At 56.6% G+C, this 20,596-nt stretch carries 15 protein-coding genes; 10 read left to right on the top strand and 5 right to left on the bottom strand.

Translation table 11 applies throughout. The features are described from left to right. The first annotated feature begins 173 nt into the window (after positions 1 to 173). Complete coding sequence (locus PV433_RS17315; RefSeq protein WP_332073319.1) at positions 174 to 1,616, top strand: extracellular solute-binding protein; 1,443 nt, start codon at positions 174 to 176, stop codon at positions 1,614 to 1,616. A 295-nt stretch (positions 1,617 to 1,911) separates the two neighbouring features. On the opposite strand, the gene PV433_RS17310 is transcribed toward PV433_RS17315, so the two are convergent. Continuing rightward, complete coding sequence (locus tag PV433_RS17310) at positions 1,912 to 2,259, bottom strand: hypothetical protein (protein ID WP_332073318.1); 348 nt, start codon at positions 2,257 to 2,259, stop codon at positions 1,912 to 1,914. Positions 2,260 to 2,754: 495 nt separating this feature from the next. Between PV433_RS17310 and PV433_RS17305 the strand changes: the two genes are divergently transcribed. Genes PV433_RS17305 through PV433_RS17290 form a run of 4 tightly spaced genes read left to right on the top strand, consistent with a single transcriptional unit; the run spans position 2,755 to position 6,254 of the window. After that, positions 2,755 to 3,717, top strand: coding sequence for a metal ABC transporter solute-binding protein, Zn/Mn family (locus PV433_RS17305; protein ID WP_332073455.1), 963 nt, complete (start codon positions 2,755 to 2,757; stop codon positions 3,715 to 3,717). A gap of 1 nt (position 3,718) precedes the next feature. Continuing rightward, positions 3,719 to 4,456 (top strand): metal ABC transporter ATP-binding protein, encoded by a 738-nt coding sequence (locus tag PV433_RS17300; RefSeq protein ID WP_332073317.1) that lies wholly within the window; start codon positions 3,719 to 3,721, stop codon positions 4,454 to 4,456. Beyond that, positions 4,453 to 5,376 (top strand): metal ABC transporter permease, encoded by a 924-nt coding sequence (locus PV433_RS17295; RefSeq protein ID WP_190927524.1) that lies wholly within the window; start codon positions 4,453 to 4,455, stop codon positions 5,374 to 5,376. Before PV433_RS17300 ends, PV433_RS17295 begins: the two co-directional genes overlap by 4 nt. Then, positions 5,373 to 6,254 carry a metal ABC transporter permease gene (locus tag PV433_RS17290; RefSeq protein WP_332073316.1) on the top strand — a complete coding sequence of 294 codons (882 nt, stop codon included), beginning with the start codon at positions 5,373 to 5,375 and terminating at the stop codon, positions 6,252 to 6,254. The genes PV433_RS17295 and PV433_RS17290 overlap by 4 nt, the downstream gene beginning before the upstream one ends. Positions 6,255 to 6,374: 120 nt before the next feature. Here PV433_RS17290 and PV433_RS17285 read toward each other — a convergent pair whose 3' ends face one another. Continuing rightward, the gene (locus tag PV433_RS17285) at positions 6,375 to 6,923 is read right to left on the bottom strand and encodes an AAA family ATPase (protein ID WP_332073315.1); all 549 of its coding nucleotides are present in this window, start codon (positions 6,921 to 6,923) and stop codon (positions 6,375 to 6,377) included. A gap of 258 nt (positions 6,924 to 7,181) precedes the next feature. On the opposite strand from PV433_RS17285, the gene PV433_RS17280 reads away from it, so the two are divergent. Genes PV433_RS17280 through PV433_RS17270 form a run of 3 tightly spaced genes read left to right on the top strand, consistent with a single transcriptional unit; the run spans position 7,182 to position 9,868 of the window. Beyond that, entirely contained in the window at positions 7,182 to 8,159 is a 978-nt protein-coding gene (locus tag PV433_RS17280; RefSeq protein WP_332073314.1) for a glycosyltransferase family 2 protein, read from the top strand. 60 nt (positions 8,160 to 8,219) lie between these two features. Beyond that, a complete protein-coding gene (locus tag PV433_RS17275; RefSeq protein ID WP_332073313.1) occupies positions 8,220 to 9,017 on the top strand; it encodes a DUF6492 family protein in 798 nt (265 codons plus the stop codon). After that, complete coding sequence (locus tag PV433_RS17270) at positions 9,014 to 9,868, top strand: alpha-1,2-fucosyltransferase (protein ID WP_332073312.1); 855 nt, start codon at positions 9,014 to 9,016, stop codon at positions 9,866 to 9,868. The genes PV433_RS17275 and PV433_RS17270 overlap by 4 nt, the downstream gene beginning before the upstream one ends. A gap of 9 nt (positions 9,869 to 9,877) precedes the next feature. On the opposite strand, the gene PV433_RS17265 is transcribed toward PV433_RS17270, so the two are convergent. The 3 genes from PV433_RS17265 to PV433_RS17255 form a co-directional block, all read right to left on the bottom strand. After that, entirely contained in the window at positions 9,878 to 10,858 is a 981-nt protein-coding gene (locus PV433_RS17265) for a glycosyltransferase family 2 protein (RefSeq protein WP_332073311.1), read from the bottom strand. Between the two features lie 207 nt (positions 10,859 to 11,065). Further along, positions 11,066 to 11,740 (bottom strand): HAD family hydrolase, encoded by a 675-nt coding sequence (locus PV433_RS17260; RefSeq protein WP_332073310.1) that lies wholly within the window; start codon positions 11,738 to 11,740, stop codon positions 11,066 to 11,068. A gap of 50 nt (positions 11,741 to 11,790) precedes the next feature. Further along, entirely contained in the window at positions 11,791 to 12,345 is a 555-nt protein-coding gene (locus PV433_RS17255; RefSeq protein ID WP_332073309.1) for a GNAT family N-acetyltransferase, read from the bottom strand. 879 nt (positions 12,346 to 13,224) lie between these two features. On the opposite strand from PV433_RS17255, the gene PV433_RS17250 reads away from it, so the two are divergent. Both PV433_RS17250 and hepB read left to right on the top strand, forming a co-directional pair. Beyond that, positions 13,225 to 14,598 carry an extracellular solute-binding protein gene (locus PV433_RS17250; RefSeq protein WP_332073308.1) on the top strand — a complete coding sequence of 458 codons (1,374 nt, stop codon included), beginning with the start codon at positions 13,225 to 13,227 and terminating at the stop codon, positions 14,596 to 14,598. Between the two features lie 688 nt (positions 14,599 to 15,286). Continuing rightward, positions 15,287 to 20,515 carry a heparin/heparin-sulfate lyase HepB gene (hepB, locus tag PV433_RS17245; RefSeq protein ID WP_332073307.1) on the top strand — a complete coding sequence of 1,743 codons (5,229 nt, stop codon included), beginning with the start codon at positions 15,287 to 15,289 and terminating at the stop codon, positions 20,513 to 20,515. Positions 20,516 to 20,596: the final 81 nt, after the last annotated feature.

The following is a 20,596-nucleotide window of genomic DNA, read 5'->3' as shown; positions in this document are numbered from 1 at the left end:
CTTTTTTTAGATTGCCGCTTGATTCGTCCGTTTACGCGCGCCTGCACCTGTGTGCCGGCGCGGGAACGGGCGGTCAAGCGTTTTTCGTTCCCAATTCTTCGTTAACGGCCGGCGTATCCTTATGTTATATTGAAGAGATAAGAAAACTAACGAACAGTGATGGCGGGATTAACATGAACGAGAAACCGAGCCGTAAAACGTTTCACGCCCGACTGGAAAAACTGGTCGACGAGATTCGCAGCGATATTGTACAAGGGGTATTGCGGGAAGGAGAGTTCCTTCCATCGGAAAAAGCGTATGCCAAGCAGCACCGGCTCAGCAACAAGTCGGTGCGTCAAGGGCTGGAAGTGCTGGTCGCCGAGCGGCTGATCGAGAAAATACCGCGGGTGGGCAACAAGGTGGCGCGGTACGCCCGGAGCGAGACGGTGGTGCTGAAGTTTGCCTGCCATACTTCGCTGCCTAAGGAAGCCGCGATGAAGACGCTGGTTGCCGAATTCCACAAGCGGCATCCCGGCATTCGCGTAGAATTCGTCACCTATAGCGGGGCGATCAATACGTTCCGCACGGTCAAGCAGCTGATCGAGGAAGAAGCGGTCGACGTGTTCACGATGAACTACAACGGGTATGACGACTTCAAGCGCAACGGCGGTCTTGACTATTTGGAGACGCTGGAGCCGAATCCGAATATTTATCCGTTTCTGACCGATGTCATGACGACGAACGACGGGCAGCTCAAGGGGCAGCCGTTTTTGTTTACGCCCCTCATCCTGTGTTACAACAAGGATCATTTCCGCGAGAAAGGCGTGCTGGAGCCGGACAGCGGCTGGCGCTGGGACGTGTTGTTCGAGCAGGCGTCGAAGCTGGCGGTGGAGAACGAGAGGCTGGGTTTTTATTTTCACTTCCCGTCGAGCAACCGGTGGCCGGTATTCTTGCTGCAGAGCGGCATCCGCTTCGACCGCGACGAGCGGAACCGGTTCTCCATTGGCGGCACGCAGCTGCTCGACAGCTTGAGGGCTTGCCGCAAGCTGATTCATATGCAGAAAGGGTTTCCGTTGTTTCTGTCGGAGAAGGATGCCGACGCGGAGGATTTGTTTTTCCGGGGCAAAGTATCGATGATTATGACGACTTATCTAAGCTTGAATCATCACGAGCGGCCGGAAGGTCTGGAGTACGACGTGGCGCCGCTGCCGTATCTGAATGACCCGAAGACGCTGTTGATGACGATCGGGCTGGCGGTGAACGCCTCCTCCAAAGTGAAGGACAGCGCCAAGCTGTTCGTCGATTTCCTGGTCTCGTACGAAGCGCAGCTGATGATCCGGCAGAAAACGTTAAGCATCCCGAGTCTCAAGCCGGCGGCGGAATGGACGGGCAAGGAGTCGATGTACCGGCCGTCGCGCTTTCATATGTATCGCGATATTATTCCGGCGTTCCGGACGTTCGGCACCTTGAACATGTCGATCAAGGAGCTGGATGCGGTGTATGGGGAAGCGAAGCTGTACTGGTCGGGGCTGGAGACCGAGGAAGGGGTGGCTGCGCGGCTGGAGCAGCTGCTGGACCGGTTGGGCGGCAGCGGGAGCGGTCACGGAGAGGCCGGAGCGGCGAATCTCCCGGTTTGAAAGCGGGAAAGTATGAGGGCGTCCTGCTGCAGGGAGGGGCGCCCCTGACTAGAAACGAACACGCCAGGGCGCTGCTCGCTTTGCGGGCGGATGGCGGTTCGGCTGTTATTCACAAAAGTCCAAGTACCGGAAGGGTGCTTGGGCTTTTTGCCGTTGAGAAAACCGTCATCGGCAGCCGCTGCCGCACGCAACCTGATAGTGACCCTTGCCTTGTGTGCTGAAATTTCCGTGCACGCGGCGGTCCGTCTTCATTCCCCAGTCTTCAATCCTCAATCCTTCCGACCCGGCCCTGCATCTACTTCTGCTTTATCAGAACGACGCCCCCCGCAATCAGACCAAGGCCGGCCCATGTTTTCCAACTGGTCGTCTCCTTGAAGAACCAATACCCCATCAGCAAGGAAATCAGAATCTCCATACACTTGGCCGCCACAAGCACATAACTGAGCTGGTGAGTCGCTTTGTACCCGAACCGGACCCCGTACCCGATGCACAGATTGGCGAGTAGAAACAAGGGGAGCATCAGCGTCTGAAACTTGAACGTGCTCCAGAAGTGAGGATCGATCTGCTTGCTCTGATAAGAGAAGATCGCGTTAATGACGGTTAATCCGGTGAATAAAAGCCCGGCGCTGTACAAATATATCATCCGATCCTCCGCATGCCGCTTATGATGGTTTTAGTGTTTCCCTGTGCCAACTTTTTTAACCGCGCGCAGAAAAACGGTCGTCGGCGTCACCGTGGAGCGTGTCATATTGGGACGTCCGGGCTGCAGTCTTGCCCGATCGGAATAAAGGGCGTGAGCTGCCGCCGGGTTGCATTTCCCCGACTCATTCCTTCGAGTACCTTAACCGTATCTCGTCCCTCCGGCAGCGGAGCCGCTTTGCGATAAAACGCGGCAAAATAAATTTTGGGCGGGTAAACTATGTTTCCCTTAGGCAAATGCGGAAGTTCCCGTCGTTCCAAGCGATTTTCACTTTTTGGCTTATCGGAATGTTCGAAAAAAGTATTGACAAATTGCTCGTGGACAATTAATTTGTATATAACAATAAATTTTGCCCTAGGGAAAAACATTTGTCGAAGTACAAGTTACATAATCATGCCTAACGGCAACTAAAGGAGGAACAAGACAGTGGTGAGAACCATGCTGAAGACATCGAAATTATGGGGGATCGGATTGTTGCTGGCTTTATCTGTGGTCGTAACGGCTTGCGCATCCGATTCGAGAAATACGGCAGGCGAGCCGGGCGGATCAACCGCCGGAGGCAAACTTAACGTCATTACGACGATCGCCCAGATCGCCGAGCCGATCTCCGTCATCGGCGGCGACAAGGTCAACGTCCAGAGCTTGATGGGTCCCGGAGTCGATCCGCATCTGTACACAGCCACGCAAGGCGATATTAAGAAGCTGGAGAGCGGCGACATCATTTTCTACAGCGGTTTGCATCTGGAGGCGAATATGGTGAAAGTGTTCGCCGAGATCGGCAAGAAAAAGCCGGTGCTCGCGATCGGCGAGACGCTCCCGAAGGAGAAGCTGCTGAAGGACGAGGCAGGCGCAACCGACCCGCACATCTGGTTCGACATCGATCTGTGGAAGCAGGCGCTCGGAGCCGCGACCGAAGAGCTGAAGAAGGCATCGAAGGAAAACGCCGATTATTTCGAAGCGAACAAAACGAAGTATTTCCAGCAGCTGGACGATCTGAAGAAGGAAGCCAAGGAGAAACTGACGCAAATCCCGAAAGAAAAACGGGTGCTCGTAACGGCGCATGACGCGTTCGGCTACTTCGGCCGCATGCAGGACATCCAGGTCGTCGGCCTGCAAGGCTTGAGCACGGAAGCGGAAATCGGCCTGACCGACATCGAGGATACGATCAAAATTTTGGTCAAGCACAAAGTTCCTGCCGTATTCGTGGAAAGCAGCATCAACCCTGCATCCATTAAGGCTGTAATCGAAGGCGCCAAGAAGCAAGGGCTTGACGTGAAGCTGGGTGGAGAGCTGTTCTCCGACGCCATGGGCGATGCGGGGACGAAGGAAGGCACTTATATCGGCATGTACCGTCACAATGTCGATACGATCTATAAAGCGTTAAGCGGAAAGGGTGAGTGAAATGACTCCGGTACTGAACGTAAACGGCTTGTCTGCCTCGTATCGCAAAAATCAGGTGCTCGACCAGGTGCGGTTTCAAGTGCTGCCGGGGACGATGACCAGTATCGTAGGCCCTAACGGAGCGGGGAAGTCGACGCTGCTCAAGGTGATGCTGGAGCTGCACCCCAGACTTTCCGGATCGGTCTCCTTTTTCGGAACGACCTATAACAAAGCGAAGTCCCGGATCGGCTACGTTCCGCAGCGCGGTTCGGTGGACTGGGATTTCCCGACCAATGCGCTGGATGTCGTCATGATGGGACTGTACGGGCAGATCGGCTGGCTGAAATGGCCGAGACGCACGCACAGGGAGCTGGCGATGAATGCGCTGGCCGAGATGGGGATGGAAGCTTATGCCGGACGGCAGATCAGCCAGTTGTCCGGCGGGCAGCAGCAGCGGGTGTTTCTCGCCCGTGCGCTCGTGCAGGACGCGGAGCTGTACTTCCTCGACGAGCCGCTGGCCGGCGTCGACGCGGCGACGGAACGCGCCATCATGGATACGCTGAAGAGGCTGAAGAGCAAGGGAAGAACCGTTATGGTCGTCCATCACGACCTGCAGACGGTGGAAGACTACTTCGATCACGTGCTGCTGCTGAACCGGACCGTCGTCGCCCACGGCGCGACGCAGGATACCTTTACCAAAGAAAACATTTACCGCACCTACGGCGGCACGCTTCGATGGATGGGGGAGAAGTTCGGATGATCACGATGTTGTCGCACAATGCGCAGTGGGTGTTATTAAGTACATTAATATTGGGCACGGCAGCCGGGATCATCGGCTGCTTCTCCTATTGGAAGCGGCAAAGCCTGATGAGCGATGCGCTGTCACACGCGGCGCTGCCCGGAGTGATTGTCGGCTTCGCCATTATGGGCTCCAAAAATTTGTCGGTCATGATCGCCGGAGCCGCGGTCAGCGCCCTGCTCGGCGCCCTGTTGATTCATTGGATACGCTCATCCTCGCGCGTGAAGGAGGATGCGGCGATGGGCATTATCTTATCCGTATTTTTCGGACTCGGCATTATGCTGCTGACGTTCGTCAACCGGACAGCGGGGGGCAGCCAGAGCGGACTGGACAGCTTTATTTTCGGCCAGGCGGCATCGATGGTCAGCAAGGACGTAGTGACGATGTCGGTGCTGGCGCTGCTCGTTATGCTCGTCGCCGTGATCGGCTACAAGGAGTGGAAGCTATTTCTGTTCGATGCCGCCTTTGCCAAAGGGCTCGGCTTGTCCAGCCGCTTGATGAACAGCATCTATATGGCGGTACTGGTGCTGGTTATCGTCATCGGCATTCAGGCGGTAGGCGTCATCCTCATGGCGGCGCTGCTCATTATACCGGCCGTTAGCGCCAGGTATTGGACGAATTCCTTTAAATGGATGGTGGTCCTCTCCGGTCTGTTCGGCGGAGGAGCCGGGATGACGGGCACGCTGATCAGCGCGGCAGGCAAGGGCTGGCCGACAGGTCCGTTCATCGTCATAGCCGCTTCGACCCTGTTCGTCTTTTCGTTGGCGTTCGGACTGCGCAAGGGACTGATCGTGACGTACTTGCAGCAGCGAGCGCAGAAGAAACGTTTGCTGCAACCGATGGCGGGTCAGACAGTATTGGACGGGGGGGTGACCAAATGAGCTACGCAGGCTGGATTCTATTAACCGCATCGCTGGTCGGACTGTCCTGCGGATTTATCGGCGTCCTGCTCATCCTGCGCCGGATGGCGATGATGGCGGATGCGATCAGCCATACGGTCTTGCTTGGCATCGTTACGGCATTCCTGGTCACCCGGGAACTGAGCGGCATCCATATGCTGATCGGGGCGATTGCGGCCGGACTGCTGACTTCCGTGCTCGTGCAATGGTTCCATGCGCGCGGCGTCCAGCAGGAGGCTTCGATCGGCGTCGTATTCACGACCTTGTTCGCGATCGGCGTCGTCTTGATCGCCACGAAGGTCGGGAACGCGCATCTTGACGTCAAGCATACGTTGATGGGCGAGATTACGTTTATTCCGTGGGAGAAGATCGAGCTGCCGCTGATTGGGGAAATTCCGGAAGCGGTGTTCATCTTATCGCTTGTATTGATTGTCGTGCTGGTGGTGATACTTGCGTTTTATAAAGAGTGGAAAATTACGTCCTTCGATCCCGCGCTCGCCGCAAGTCTGGGAATACCGGCCGTGCTGATGCATTACGTGTTCATGTCGCTCGTCTCGGTGACGACCGTTGCCGCCTTCGACGCGGTAGGTGCGATCATGGTGGTCGCCATGCTGATTACGCCTGCGGCGGCGGCATACCTGTGGACCGACCGGTTGTCGGTTATGCTGATTCTCAGCGGGTTGTTCGGCGTCATCTCGGCCATAACTGGCTATTATATCGCGACTTGGCTGGATACGTCGATCTCCGGATCGATGGCGTTCTCGACGGGCCTTCTGTTTGCCTTCAGCTTCCTCTGTTCGCCCAAGCACGGCGTAATCGCCAAATTCATTCGTCCGGCGGAGACGAAGCTTTCCGCTTGATGGGCGATAGACGAACGCGGAGCTGTGAATCGATACGTGCAACGGTTACCAATAAAGCGCTGCAGAGCTGCGGTCCTTCCGCTTCCTCTGGAGCGCTTTATTCCTTTACCCTGCGAACCTTTAACGGTCTGAAATTAATCCTTCCCGCCAAATGCGCTTTTCGATACTTGCGGCTGTCTCCTCCGCCGTCAGATCGGACGAGTCGAGCCACATGCCGATCCGTGGCGTTTCGTCGCGCAGCACGGCGTCCAGCGCTTCCACCGTCCATTCGCCGTATCCTTTTTTGGAACGGGCGGCTTCTCTTGAGGCGACGGCAGCCGGGTTCGGACACAGCACGACCACATAGAGCGGGCGGTGGCGGACATAGGAAATAAAATCGTCAAGCACGCGGCCGACCACGACATCCTGTACAACGGCGTTGAATCCGGCTTCCCGGTAAGTGTCCGCGGTCTGGGCCGCCAGGCGGTATCTCAGCCGCAGCTGCTCCATTTCGTCCTGCCCGGAGTCCGGAGTTATTTCCTTGCGGTTATTTACGATCATTCTCCGGAATAAATCTCCCCGGATATGGACGGAGTTGTCGAGCCGTTCGGCGAGCAATTGGGCGACAGTCGATTTCCCGCTGGCCATAATGCCTGTCACCAGGATGGTGCAGGGACGTTCTGGAGGCATTGTGATCGTCTCTCCTTTCCTCTATCAGATTCCCCCTTATTATAAAGAACCGATACCGATTCGTAGAAGGGGCAGTTTGAATAATAACGATCCTTTACCGCCGTTCCGTCCTATTCGGACGAACAATCTAAGCCTTCCGGCTCCCGCCGAAAAGCGGAGGCTTCTTCGCCCTGTCTTTTCCTCTTTCTCTTTCATACTAATAATCAGAAGCAGGCGAGCTCCATCGGGGCGATCGGCCATTTCGGAGGAGGCGGGAGCTTGAAGCTATCGGTAGTGATGGCCGTGTACAACGGCGAACGTTACGTAGAGGAAGCGATCGGCAGCATATTGGCGCAAACGTATACGAATTTTGAGCTGATCGTGGTCGATGACGGTTCTGTCGACCGGACGAGAGACATCATCCGCTCCATTTCGGACCCGAGGCTGAAAAAAGTACTGCTGCCGTACAATTGCGGTGCCGCGATGTCTCTGAATATCGGCGTCTGGCAGTCGACCGGGGACTGGATCGCCATCCACGATGCGGACGACCGCAGTATGCCCGACCGGTTTCAGGTACAGGCCGAATACGTTCGGGCCCGTCCGGAGCTGATCGTGGCCGGTGCGCAAATATCGTGCTTCGGCGACGCCGACGTCTCCCCGGCCTTGCTGCGGGAGCGCGAGCAGGCGCTGAACCAAGGCGAAAGTACGCTGCATCGCGATCGTTATTCGGTATGTCCGTTTTGCCACGGCACCGCATGGATTTCCCGGGCGAAGTTTATTCAAGCCGGAGGCTACGATCCCGGTTACAAGATCGCCTACGACTACGATTTGTGGCTGAAGCTGTTCCGGCTAGGCCCGATCGGGAAAGTGGACCGGGTGTTGTACGAATACCGGATTCATGCCAGCTCGCTGTCGAATCACAACAAGCGAAACGCGTTTACCGAGAGGCTCCGCTGCTGTGTCCGCCGGATGTGCGAGTCGGATCTGGCCCGCGGCAGCGGCATGCCCCGGGTACTGGTGATCGGCGGAGAGTATCAGTGCCGGATCATGAAGACCGAGGTGGCCCCGTATTGCCCGATACACGTACAGGCTTATCACGATTCCGGTCTTGCGGGGAAGATGCAGTCGTTCGTACACGCAGTCAAGTCGGGTGAAGCAGACGCTATCCTTCAAATGAATCACCCCTCGCGAGCGATGATGACCCCGTATTTCCAATTTCAGGGACTGGTGCAAAACAAACATTTCTTTAATTTATAACAACCCAGCGTCATGCTGAATCGATCCGGGCAACCGGCATTCGATGAAGGAGGTTTCGCCTTGCAGCCCTCGCCTACCGCTTCTAGCGGAACGAAAATCGATATCATTATACCGACGGTAAGAAAAGATCTGGAAGTATTGCCCTATGTCGTGTCCGGCGCCAGAGCCAACATCCGGCATCCGATCGGGCGTGTCTATATCGTCGCGCCGTCCGATCCCGAGATTCGGGCGTATTGCGAACGGAACGGGTGCACATACGTCGAGGAGTCGGCGCTTCTGCCGATTACGAAGGAAGAGATCGGTTATACGGTGAACGGCATCGACCGGTCGGGCTGGCTGCTCCAGCAGTTTATCAAGCTGAGCGGCGACCGGCTGTGCGAGCAGGAGTTTTATCTGGTCATCGATTCGGATACGGTGTTTATCCGCCCGAACTGCTTCGAGCGCGGCGGCCGGGTCATCTTCCACACTTGCGACGAATACCATCCCCCGTATTTTGCGGCCTATGAGAAGCTGGTAGGACTGAATCCGGCATCGTCCAAATCGTTTTGCTCGCACTATATGCTTTTCGAGCAATCCCATGTGTCGCTGCTCAAAAAACATATCGAGAACCGCTGGCAGACGCCGTGGTACCGCTCGATTATGATGTGTGTGGACCGGACGCATACGTCCGGGTTTGCCGACTACGAGACATACGGCAATTTCGTTTTGTCGATGGACCCGGGGCATGTGGAGCTGCACTATTGGCATAACCGCAGCATACCGCGGCCCCAACTGAAGCGGACGATGGAGAAGGGGCTGAAGAAGCTCGCTTTAAGCTACAATACGTTATCTTTTCACAGTTGGAACAAAGGGCGATGAAGAAGCGGGCCGGTCGAAGCGGGAGCGGGCGGGAGATCGCGATGTCGTCGCTGGGGAGGAACGGCCGTTTCGGCAATCAGCTGTTTCAGTATGCCTTCCTGAATTTGTATGCCAAGCGTTACGGCCTGCAAGTGCGGACGCCGGCGTGGATCGGGCAGACGTTGTTCGGAGTCCGCGATATGCCGGTCGGCCGAACATATCCGGTTGTGGATGAGAAGCTGATCCCCTGGAAGGAGCGGCTGCTGACGTCTGTGGCGCCTCCTTATGCCGGCGTGGACTTCTGGGGATATTTCCAGCTGCATACGAGTCATTACGCTCCTTACCGGGACTACATCCGATCCCTGTACACTCCCGTTCCTCCGGTAGAAGAAAGGCTGGCCTCAAGCGTCGACAAGCTGCGGGCATTGGGGAATACGATAGTGGGTCTGCACATCCGGAGAGGGGATTATGTAAGCCGGCAGGATCATGAGATTTACGGGAAGCTGCATTATCTCGCTCCGGCTTCCTGGTATAAGGTGTGGCTGGATGCCGTATGGAGCGGGCTGGATCGTCCGGTTCTGTTCGTGGCCAGCGACGATCCTGCAGCGGCGGACGAGTTTCGCGAGTACAACCCGGTGACGTCCGGGAGTTTGGCTGCGGCCTTGCCGGAGGCCGGGTTTTATCCGGACTTCTATATCTTGTCGCAGTGCGACGTACTCGCGATCTCGAACAGTACGTTCTCGTATATGGCCAGTATGCTGAATCGCGGCGGAGTTTCGTACATGCGCCCGGATTTGATCGCCCAGAGGCTGCTGCCTTACGATCCGTGGAACAGCCCGGTGAATCCGTGGCTTTATTTGATCGGTTATTGAATGTGCTTCTTACAAGACGAAGAAGTGATCGTTAATTTGCAGGCCGGCTTGCAGCAGAGAAGCTTTAAGCATTTTCTTCATAGGGCCCTCCAGAACGATGATCCCGTCAATTGACCCTTTCTGGTGAAGAAGACATGCTTCAGACAGCCTGGTATTGAATTGTTCCGTCACATATTGCAGGGTCTCGATCCCAATGGAAGGGACGATTCGTTTACGGAAGTTTTTGCAGCTTTTCGATTCGCCGAAAACAATGAATCGGGGGGCGGTTTTGCCTGCGAACTGCCTTCGGATCGCTGCGAGCGAACTCCGGAGCTTCTCTTGCAGCATGACGCCCCAGTTCGAATGAGAAAGCGAGGCGGGGTGCACCCGGTATTGATAGAGCACGGCTTCGATTTTGTTGATTTCCCCGATCTCGAACAATCGCATCCATAGATCGTAATCGTAGGTGACTTTATAGGAGGTGTCATAACCGCCCGCTTGTAGAAACGCTTCCTTCAAGAACAGGACGGAGCCGTGGCAGAGTGGGCATCGTTCATAGCGAATATTGCGGAGCTCATCGCGAGTTACGCAAGAATTATAGAACCCTTCAACATTGCGGAGATGATGGGGAGACAGATTCTGATGGCCGGAGATGCTTTTGACCAAAGATCCAGCAGCAACAAGCTCGGGGCGGGCTTTCACATAATCACTCTGCACCTGCAGTCTGTTCGGACGACTTAGATCGTCGGCATCTTGAACGGCAATCCAATCCCCTTTCGATTGCTGAACGGCTACATTAAGTGCGTTAGCGGCACCTTGATTTTGCTTTAAATGAACGATGCGAACACGCGGGTCCTCCACTTGGTCGAGAATGCTTGCTGTCCTGTCCGTAGATCCGTCGTTGACGATAATGTACTCCATATCTTTGTAGGTCTGTGCAAGTATGCTCTTGACCGATTGATCCAAATAAGCCTCGCCGTTATATACGGCCGTAATTACGGAGATCTTCAACTGCAAACCACGTCCTTGCTTGTTAATATCCCGAGTAAAGTTTTTCGGCATTATTAATTTATGACGCCAAACGGGTTTGAGATACTTACTTGGGACGCAGATCGGTAGGGGATCTGAATGCTGGTCGAAGTGGAAGCAGCTTTGCCGTCTGTAGAAAAAGCCGCGTGCATGATTGTGACTGTGGCTGCTGCCGCTATGATTCGTCGGTCATGGCAAATGGTCGAAAAGTTCATCCAGGGACACGATCGTCCGCTGGACGGGGACGGCCGGAGTCTGATGGCGCCTGTTCATCCAGATGCCGGTGGCCTGGATCGCGGCGCAGGGGGCGATGTCCGCGGCCGGATCATCGCCTACATAGATCAGCTCGCCCGGAGAGGTGCCGGTCCTTTCGCAAGCGATAAGAAATAACGCCGGATCAGGCTTGGACACCCCGGCCTCGCCCGAGGCGACGACGATGTCGAAGAAATCCGCCGCCCCGATCCGTTCCAGCTTGAGCCGCTGCTGAACGGGATCCCCGTTCGTGATCACTCCCAGACGACGGCCCTTCAATCGCGCTAAGCAAGGAATCACGTCGTCGAACGGTTTCCAGCCCGCTTCAAAGTGCCGCAGATAACACTCGAAATGATCCAGTGCGTCCCGATCGGACAGCTCCGCTTGGAGCGTCTCCCTAACCCTCGCCGCCTGCTGCTGTCCGAATGTCAGTTCTCCCCGGAGAAACCGGGAGTAGTGCTTGCTGCCGATCCGGCACCACGACTCATAAAATTCGCCGGGATGGTCAATGAGGCCGTATAAGGAGCGGAATTCGGCGTGAAACGCCAAAACCCCGGCATACTCGGCGCTTTTGAAATCCAGCAAGGTGCCGTCCAAATCGAAAAATAACATACCGGGTTCCTCCCTTGGTTCCAGACGAGCACCCGTAATGGCCCAGCGCCTCAGTCCAACATCAGATACCAGAACAGCGCAATCTCGTCGGTTTGTTTGCGGATGCCCTTGTACATCCGGGTATCGAAACCGCCGATTTCGAAGCCGCAGCTCTCATAGAAGCGGCATGCCCGCACATTGTTGCTTTGCGTCTCCAGCATAAGGCCCGGCATCCCGCCTGCGGCCGCCCAGCGCTTGGCCTGTTCGATCAGCAGGCGGCCGATGCCGTGTCGGCGGTATAAGCGGTCGACCTGAATATCTTCGATATAAGCGTAGCGGTTCCAATTGCGTCTCAGTATGATCCGGCCTGCTGCGTGCGCTCCCGCGTATGCCAAATAAACGATTTGATCCGGGGTGCCAATGTACGCCGAGAAGTCGGTCTCTTCGTCTGCCGGCGTCGATTCGTCCGAGTAACGTTTCGTATAGGCGGGTACTTCTGCAATCTCGTATCCGATTCGTCCGTCTGCAAGGGAGAGGACGAGGGTGGAATCGACGATAAAGCTGTCGTCCAGACGAAGCCAGTCGTCCGGATCGCCGGCCTGTAGTTCGCGGATCGTAATAGTCATCGCGTATCTCCTTTCCGAGCCGCTTGGGCCGGATCGTGGGGTTGTTTTGCACTCCCTAAACAGGGTAATACAAGCTGGTAATACAAGTTTTCGATACCAAGCTGCCGGTTCCTGCTTCGGGATACCCGGGCCAATATGTGATTTGTAAATCATTCTTAACATTGGTTGTTGGTTTATTGATATAGGCGTTCTGATGTTCATATGATTTATAGTTTTCTACATCAGAAAGGAGGAGAATCCAACTTTTAGGTAAAAAATAGTTGTGTTTCATCAAGAATGTATTGACTGACCTTGAAATTGGCTGTATGATTCGAATTAACAAACCTCTTACAAATTACAGACGGAAAATGAATAAACTTCCACAGTCCATATGAACGTTTTGTAACGCATTACAAATATAAAGTGTAATTTGTATGCCCACACCCCTGTCTTTTACCCGCTCATCCCAGCACAAGCGTACTCCGACTTCCTATCCGTCAAGATCAGCACACATCCGAGAACATCTTGTCCCGAAATCAAGCGCATAAAGTGAGCAAAATCGGCGCTGTTACCCAAGACGACAGCGGCAAACGAAGCAGCAACGACAGCAGCAACGAAGCCAGCTGAGCCCGTCCGCCTGCGGATTAACAGCATATTCTATGTGCATTACGATCAATTTAAGTTGAATTCGTGAAGGATACCCTTGAAGTGTCCACGATCCGAAGGCCCATCCTATCCGGGAATCCACAGACCAACAACACGATGGCCGAAGCTTCAAGCCATTTTTTCGGAACGGAATGCACTTCTTTCCTTCGTTCAATTTGTATAGGGAATAGGTCGAGCTGAGCCCGGACATTCGTATAGGCCGGCAGCCGGCTAGTCGGAATGGTGGGGAACTAAATGAGGAAACGTCCCAGCCGATTAACATTTCAATCGCGGTTGGATGAGATGGTCGGTCTTTTACGAAGCGAGATTCGAAGCGGCCGAAGAGCCGACGGGGAGTTTTTGCCCCCGGAGAAAGAGATGGCCGTCCAGTACCGGTTAAGCAACCAATCGGTGCGCAAAGGCTTGGAGGTGCTGGTAGCCGAAGGCTTGATCGAGAAAATACCGCGGGTCGGCAATAAAGTGACCGCCCCTGCACCTGCCGGGAACGTCACGATAAAGCTGTGCTATCAGAACACGATACCCGGCGAGACCGGCCTGCCGGAGCTGCTGGCGCGCTTCCGGACGTTGTATCCGCATATCAACGTGCAGGAAGTGGTGCTTCCGGCCAATACGCTCGACATCATAACGCAATATATGGATAACGGGATGCTTGATGTCGTAACGATTAACCAGACGTTATTCCGCGAACTCAGGGAGACGGACAATCTCGGCCGTCTGCAGCCGTTGGAGGCGAATCCGGATGTTTATCCGTTTTTGGCCGAAGTGTTTCGGGCGGAAGGGGAGCTGCTGTTACAGCCGTTTATATTCTCGCCGGTGGTGATGTGCTACAACCGTGAACATTTCCTGGACAAACAGGTGCCGGAGCCGGACAGCAGCTGGACCTGGCGGCATATGCTCGACCTGGCGGCCAGACTGGAAATTCCGAAGGAACGGGTCAGCCTGGCGTACTTGTTTTATTCGATTAACCGTTTCCCGCTGCTGTTTCTGCAGCACGGCCTCACGTTCGATCGGGATGACAGCGGGAAGAGGCGGATCGACAGGAGCAAGATAAGCGAGCTGCTCAGACTGGCGCGGACCTTGAAGGAGAAGTTTCCGATCTTGTTCGACGGCAGCATCCGGAGCGATATCGAGACGGAGCAGCTGTTTATGCAGAATAAGGCTTCGATCATCTTGACGACTTATTTCCGGCTTAATTCGTTTAGAGATGCGGAGATTCCGTTCGAGCTGTCGCCAATTCCGCATATGGGCGATCCGAGGACGCTTCTTGTCCATATCGGTCTTGGCATCAACCGGAAAACCGAAGTGCAGGAAGCCGCGCGAGCGCTGGTCAAGTTCCTGACGTCTTATGAGACGCAGCTTGCGATTCGCCGCAACACGTATTCGCTGCCTGCGCTGAAGCCGGCGGCGGAGTGGGTCGGGAAGGAAACGCTGCCGCGATCGCCCCGGTTCTCGATGTTCCGGGAGATTTTCCCGACGCTGCGCACTTGTGATGATTTAAAGATTAGCGAGGCCGACATGAGGAAGCTGGTATGGGAAATGCGGATGCATATGGCCGGCTTCGATGACGAGGAACAGTTTTGCACCCGGCTGGAGGAGCAACTGATGTGAGCCGGCGGCAACGGCCGGATCGGGGGGAGTGGCGCGGGGGCGAGCCTCTTTCTCCGGTGCGGGACCGGCGCGAGAAACGGGAGACGGGACAGAAGAGAGCCACTGGTTTGCAAGATGTTGTAAGCGCTGTCTTGTGCGAAGCTCAAATCAGAAAACCGATATGGGATACGTAAGGGGAATATAATCAAAATAATTATCCGAATATTCAGTTTTTTATAGATGGCATTTCTTATCCGAAGGACGGCATGACGTGGGATGAAGTGTACGAGCTCGCCCAAAAGCTGTCGCGGACGGACGGGGGCGCCAAAGTTGATGCCGCAGCGCGGCCCGGCGTATGGGTCGATTACTATAGCATGATCAGGAAACAGGGTGCAGGCGGGAGGCTCGTACAATCCCTTCCTTGCGCCGTTACACCGGATACGTTGCCGTTCAAGGATACTTCGGGAAGAAGGTGCGCGAGAGCAGGCCGGGCATGGGGCGGCTTGTTCTCCTCCTTAATAGATCATGCTCGTATACAAGGAGGTGAGGAACGGCCCGCGGATCTGCGGAAAAAGAAGCAAGGCGCTTCAAGAAAGGCGGAAATCGCCGACAGTGGGCGACAAAGAAGGGAATTCCGCACCGGGAAGAAAGCGCATCCAAGATCAGCTTGTCCGAATCGGATCAATCGAGATCGAGAGGAGATCAAGTGATGAAGAAGAAAGCTACGGTATGGCTGCTAGTGCTGCTGCTGTGCCTCGGGATGCTGCCGCCGTTATCGCAGCAGGCGAAGGCCGAAGCGCTGGCTTTATTGAACGGCGGGTTCGAATCCGGACTGGTAGGCTGGAGCCGCCTCTTCGGCAATGCCGCCAATATGGCCGTGACCAGTGAGCATTATCAGTCCGGCGGGTTCAGTCTGCGCATCGAGGACAAGGAGAGCAATACCGGGTACGCCGTCATCAGCGGCCGCCATCCGGTCGTGCCGGGCAAGCAGTATATGGCGTCGGCCAAAATCAATATTATCAGCGGACATGGCGCGATCTATTTCTATTTCTACGATGCGGCCGGGGCGATGATCCATAGCGTCTCGTCGGTGAAATCGTCTCCGCTAGGCTCCTGGACCGACGTTGCAATATCAGCAGTGCCTCCGGCGGGGGCGACGGAAGTTGCCGTCGTGCTGGCTACCGGCATGGCGAACGTCGGCCGGGTCTATTTTGACACGGTTGCCTTAAATAGGGTCAGTCTGATCGCCAACGGCGGCTTCGAGTCGGGACTTCAGAATTGGAACGCCGCCTTTGGCAGCGCCCAGCGGATGACGGCTGTGACCGATCCGAAATTTTCCGGCTCCTACAGCTTGAAGCTCGACGACAACAGCGCCACGAGCTCGCTCGGTATGGAGAGCGACAAGTTCCCCGTCGTCCCGGGCAAAAGCTATACGGCGGAGGCGCGGGTGAGGGTGGACAGCGGCTCGGCGGCCCTTTATTTGCGTTATTACAATGCCGCGGGCGTTCAGCTCGATCAGGTGAGCAAAGGGCAGGGCGCCACCCAAGGGTTGTGGCAGGCGGTGACCGCCTCGATGGTCGCGCCGCCGGGCGCCGCGAAGGCGAGCATCATCGTATACTCCTCCTCGGCCAGCGTGGGGGTGATGTATTTCGATGACGTCAGCCTATCGGACAAAACGATGCTTCAGGGCACAGTGACGGATGCGGCGGACGCAGCTCCGGTACCGTGGGCGAACGCCTACCTGTATCCGGCGGCCGATACGGGCCTGCTGGAGCCGATCGATAAAGCGGTGACGAACGCCGCAGGCAAATATACGTTTGGCAAAGGAGTCCAGGACGGCAGTTATGTCGTGAGCGTGTCCAAGGACGGATACGCTGCCGGCACGGTCGCCGTGGAGATCGGCACAAGCCCGGTTAGCGCCGATCTGGCGATCGCCAAAGATACCGCCGCCGAGCGCTACACGGTGGGCGGTAAAGTCCGCGTGCCGGCTTCGGCGACACCGCTGGCCGGTGCGGCCGTCTCGCTGTACGACGATAACGATACCGGCTATACAACATCGCTTGGCGCAGCGGTATCGGCGGCGGACGGAACCTTTACGCTCGACCGTCAGGTCGTGAACGGACGGTACGTGGCCCGCGCCGTGAAGCCGGGTTATTACACGACGACGTTTCCCGTAACGGTGAACGGCAGCTCTCATACCTCGGTCGACCTGCAAGTGCCGGCGAAGGAAGACGTTACGACCGAGAACATGCCGAAGCCTCCGGCGGCGCACCCGAGGCTGTACGTAACCCCGGAATTGGTGACGCAGCTGCAGGCCAAAATCGCGACGCCTCACTTCCAGCCGATCTGGACGAAGCTGCTCCAAGGCAGCTACATCCCGGTATATACCGGGAAAAGCAGCGGAGCTACGCTCGATTTCGAGACATATCCGTTCCCGTCCGCCGAGCAGGCCCGTTATGTGAAGCTGTTCGGCCGGGGCAACTCGGTCAATCAATGGAACTCGATCACCGAGACGGAGATTTATACGCAGGATACCGGCGGCGGGAAGGTGAAGCTTCCGGTGCAAAGCGCGGCCTGGAGCAGTCAGGACCGCCAGTACGACGGCAACAATACGATCGACGGCAACCTGGACGCCGAATCCCGCTGGTCGGCCGAAGGGGCCGAGGAATGGATCGTGTACGATCTCGGTTCCGTGCAATCGGTCAGCGAGGTCGATATCGCCTGGTACAGCGGCAATACGCGTTTTTCCTACTTCGATATTTACGTCTCCGCAGACGGACAGAGCTGGAAGCTCATTGAGCTCGGTTTGGGCAAACCGCCGGGCTGGCTTGATCCGCCGCCGCCTGGAGGGATCAACTACTCCGCCCGCACGAAGCAGGCGATCGAATTTAATGCGATGAAATATTTGCTGCGGGGAGATGCTGCGAGCGGACGTCTGGCGATAGAGGCGATCCAAAACTTTATGGACACCGCTGTCTACGGCGGACTGGATACGTTCCGGCCGATCGGCGATACGATGTTCGCGGCGGCGCTCGTCTACGATTGGTGTTATCCGCTGCTGGAGCCGGAGGACAAGACGGCGATCATAGCCGGGCTGAAGCGGCTTGCGGGCCGGATGTCGATCGGATATCCGAATATCCGGTACGGCGCGATTAACGGACACTATTCGGAAAATCAGCTGATGAAAGATTTTCTGACCGCAGGCGCGGCGATTTACGACGAGGACCCGGAGATGTACAATTTGTCCGCCAAACGGTTTTTCGAGGAATATGTGCCGGCGCGCAACTTCTGGTATTTGTCCGGCATGCACCATCAAGGCGCTTCCTATGGCTTCGGCGTCCGTTACACCCCGGAGTTGTGGGCGCAGTGGCTGTTCGACCGGATGGGACACGGCAGCGTGTTCGTTCCCGAGCAGGGAGACGTCATCCTGCGCGGTATCTATTCGCGCCGTCCGGACGGACAAATGCTCGTGGACGGCGATACGGGGACGGGGCATAACAACGCTCCTGGGGTATATTGGAAATATACGCCTGCGCTGATGCTCGCGGCTTCGTATTATAAAGATCCTTACTTGCTGGATGAATTTAAGAGGCAGTACACGCCGGGCTCGGATCTGCTGTCGGAAATTTTGTTCGTCGAGCCGGAACTGCCGGCGAAGCCGGTCGGCGAGCTGCCGCTTACCCGGTACTTCGGCTTCCCTTACGGCTCGATGATCGCACGAACCGGCTGGGACGCAGACGGCGCGGGAGGCCGTTCCTCCGACGTCGTTGCCGAGATGAAGATCGGCAGCTACCAGTTTGGCAACCACCAGCATTTCGATTCGGGCGGCTTCCAGCTCTATTACAAGGGAGGTCTGGCGATCGACTCCGGCATGTACGGGGGGACGAACGGCCAGTACGGCAGCGAGCACGACAGGCATTATTACAAGCGGACGATCGCACATAACGCGATGCTCGTCTACGACCCGGCCGATCCGCAGTTCGGCGATTGGGCGAACGACGGCGGGCAGCGATATATCCCCAGTGCGACCGGGATCACGGATTTGCTCGGCAAAAACAATTACGTCAGTCCGGTCGTCGGACAACAGTTCGGTCCTGACTTGCATTCGCCGAATTTCAGCTACATTAAAGGGGATCTGACTGCCGCCTACAGCGACAAAGTGCAGCAGTACGAGCGTTCCTTCGTGTTCCTGAACCTGAAGGATGCGACTCACCCGGCCGCGATGATCGTCTACGATAAAGTGAAGGCATCCGACCCGAATTTCAAAAAGTATTGGCTCCTGCATAGTATGGAAGAGCCGCAAGTGAGCGGCAACACGACGACAATCGTTCGCAGCGAGGGCGGTTACGAAGGAAAGCTGGTCAACGAGACGCTTCTTCCGGGTCCGGGCGGCGCTGTGATAGAGAAAGTCGGCGGACCGGGACACGAGTTCGACGTGTTCGGCGCGAATTATCCGCAGGCTACGCGGAGCGCGAATCATACGATTGAGGCGGGGGCTTGGCGGGTTCAAGTGTCGCCTGCTGTATCAAGCGAGACGGACCGTTTCCTGAACGTGCTGCAGGTGATGGATAACGACGGCACGGCTCCGCTGCAGACGGGGGCGATCGATTCCGAGAAGATGGTCGGCGCGGCGATCGGCGATTATGCCGTATTGTTCAGCAAGGCCGGCGTACGCGAGCAGGGAACCGTAGCCTTCGCCGTCTACGGGGGAGGAGAGCGGCAATATGTCGTGACGGACCTCGCCAGCGGCACGTGGAAAATCTCCGGAGCAAGCGGAGAGTTCTTCGGCGAGGTAAGCGAGGAAGGGGGCGTCCTGTACTTTACCGGGCCTGCGGGCGTCTACACGCTGACGTACATGGGGGCTGCCGATCTCGTGCCGCCGGTTACGAAAGCGACGGCTGACGGTGTGACCGGTCCGGGGACGTTCAACAACCGCGACGTAACGGTGACATTCGACGTGTATGACCTGCTCTCGGGCGTCGACCGGACGGAATACCGGCTGAACGGGGGCGCCTGGACGACGGTGACCGGCTCGGTATATTTGCAGACGGACGGCGTCTATGCGCTGGATTACCGTTCGGTGGACCGGGCGGGCAATGTGGAGGCGCCGAAGCAGCTTGTGATCGGCATCGACCAATCGCCGCCGACGGCGACGATCGCTTACAGCAGCACGGTCCCGACCCGAGAGGCGGTGACGGCGGTGCTGACGCCGAGCAAACCGGTGACGATTACGAATAACGGCGGTTCGGACCGGTACACGTTCACGGAGAACGGCAGCTTTACTTTTGAATTTACCGACTGGGCGGGCCGCTCGGGAACCGCTACCGCCGCCGTAGCGAACATTGTCGCAAGCAGCACCGGAACGCCGGGCAAGCCGGTGTTGTCCGACGACAACGGGCATGATACGGGCATCCGGGACGGCACGTACACGGTGACGATGAACATGTGGTGGGGTAACAACGGGACTACCTACAAGCTGTATGAAAGCGATGTGCTGCTCGACACGCAAAGCTTGATCGACCGCGGGCCGAACGCCCAATCGACCGTCACGAACGTTACTTACAGGGACAACGGCACGTACCGGTATTACGCCGAGCTCAGCAACGCTTACGGCACAACGCGAAGCGACGTGCTGACCGTGGTCGTTACGCAAGCGACTCCTTCCCAGCCGGTCATCTCCGATAACAACTGGGACGGCGACGGCCAGTATCAGATCGAGATGAACCTGTGGTGGGGGACGAACGGTTCGACGTACCGGCTGTACGAGAACGGGGTATTGATCGATACGCAGACGCTGGCTGTCCGGACGCCGCAAGCGCAGCGGGCCGTCACGACAGTGCAGGGCAAGCCGCCGGGCGTGTACGAATACCGGGCGGAGCTGGCGAACGCATCGGGAGCGGTGTCCAGTGCGAAGCTGATCGTCCATGTGGTGAACTAAATCGGGGGCTGGAAACGTCCCAGCTTCTGCAACAAAGACCTCAAATTCCACTGTACAGTGGAGGCTGAGGTCTTTTTGTCG

The sequence above is a fragment of the Paenibacillus sp. GYB004 genome, assembly GCF_036577605.1.
In the GTDB taxonomy this organism is placed as follows: domain Bacteria; phylum Bacillota; class Bacilli; order Paenibacillales; family NBRC-103111; genus Paenibacillus_AB; species Paenibacillus_AB oceani.
Note: the sequence above shows the minus strand (reverse complement) of the source record. Positions and strands in the feature narration are given on the sequence as shown.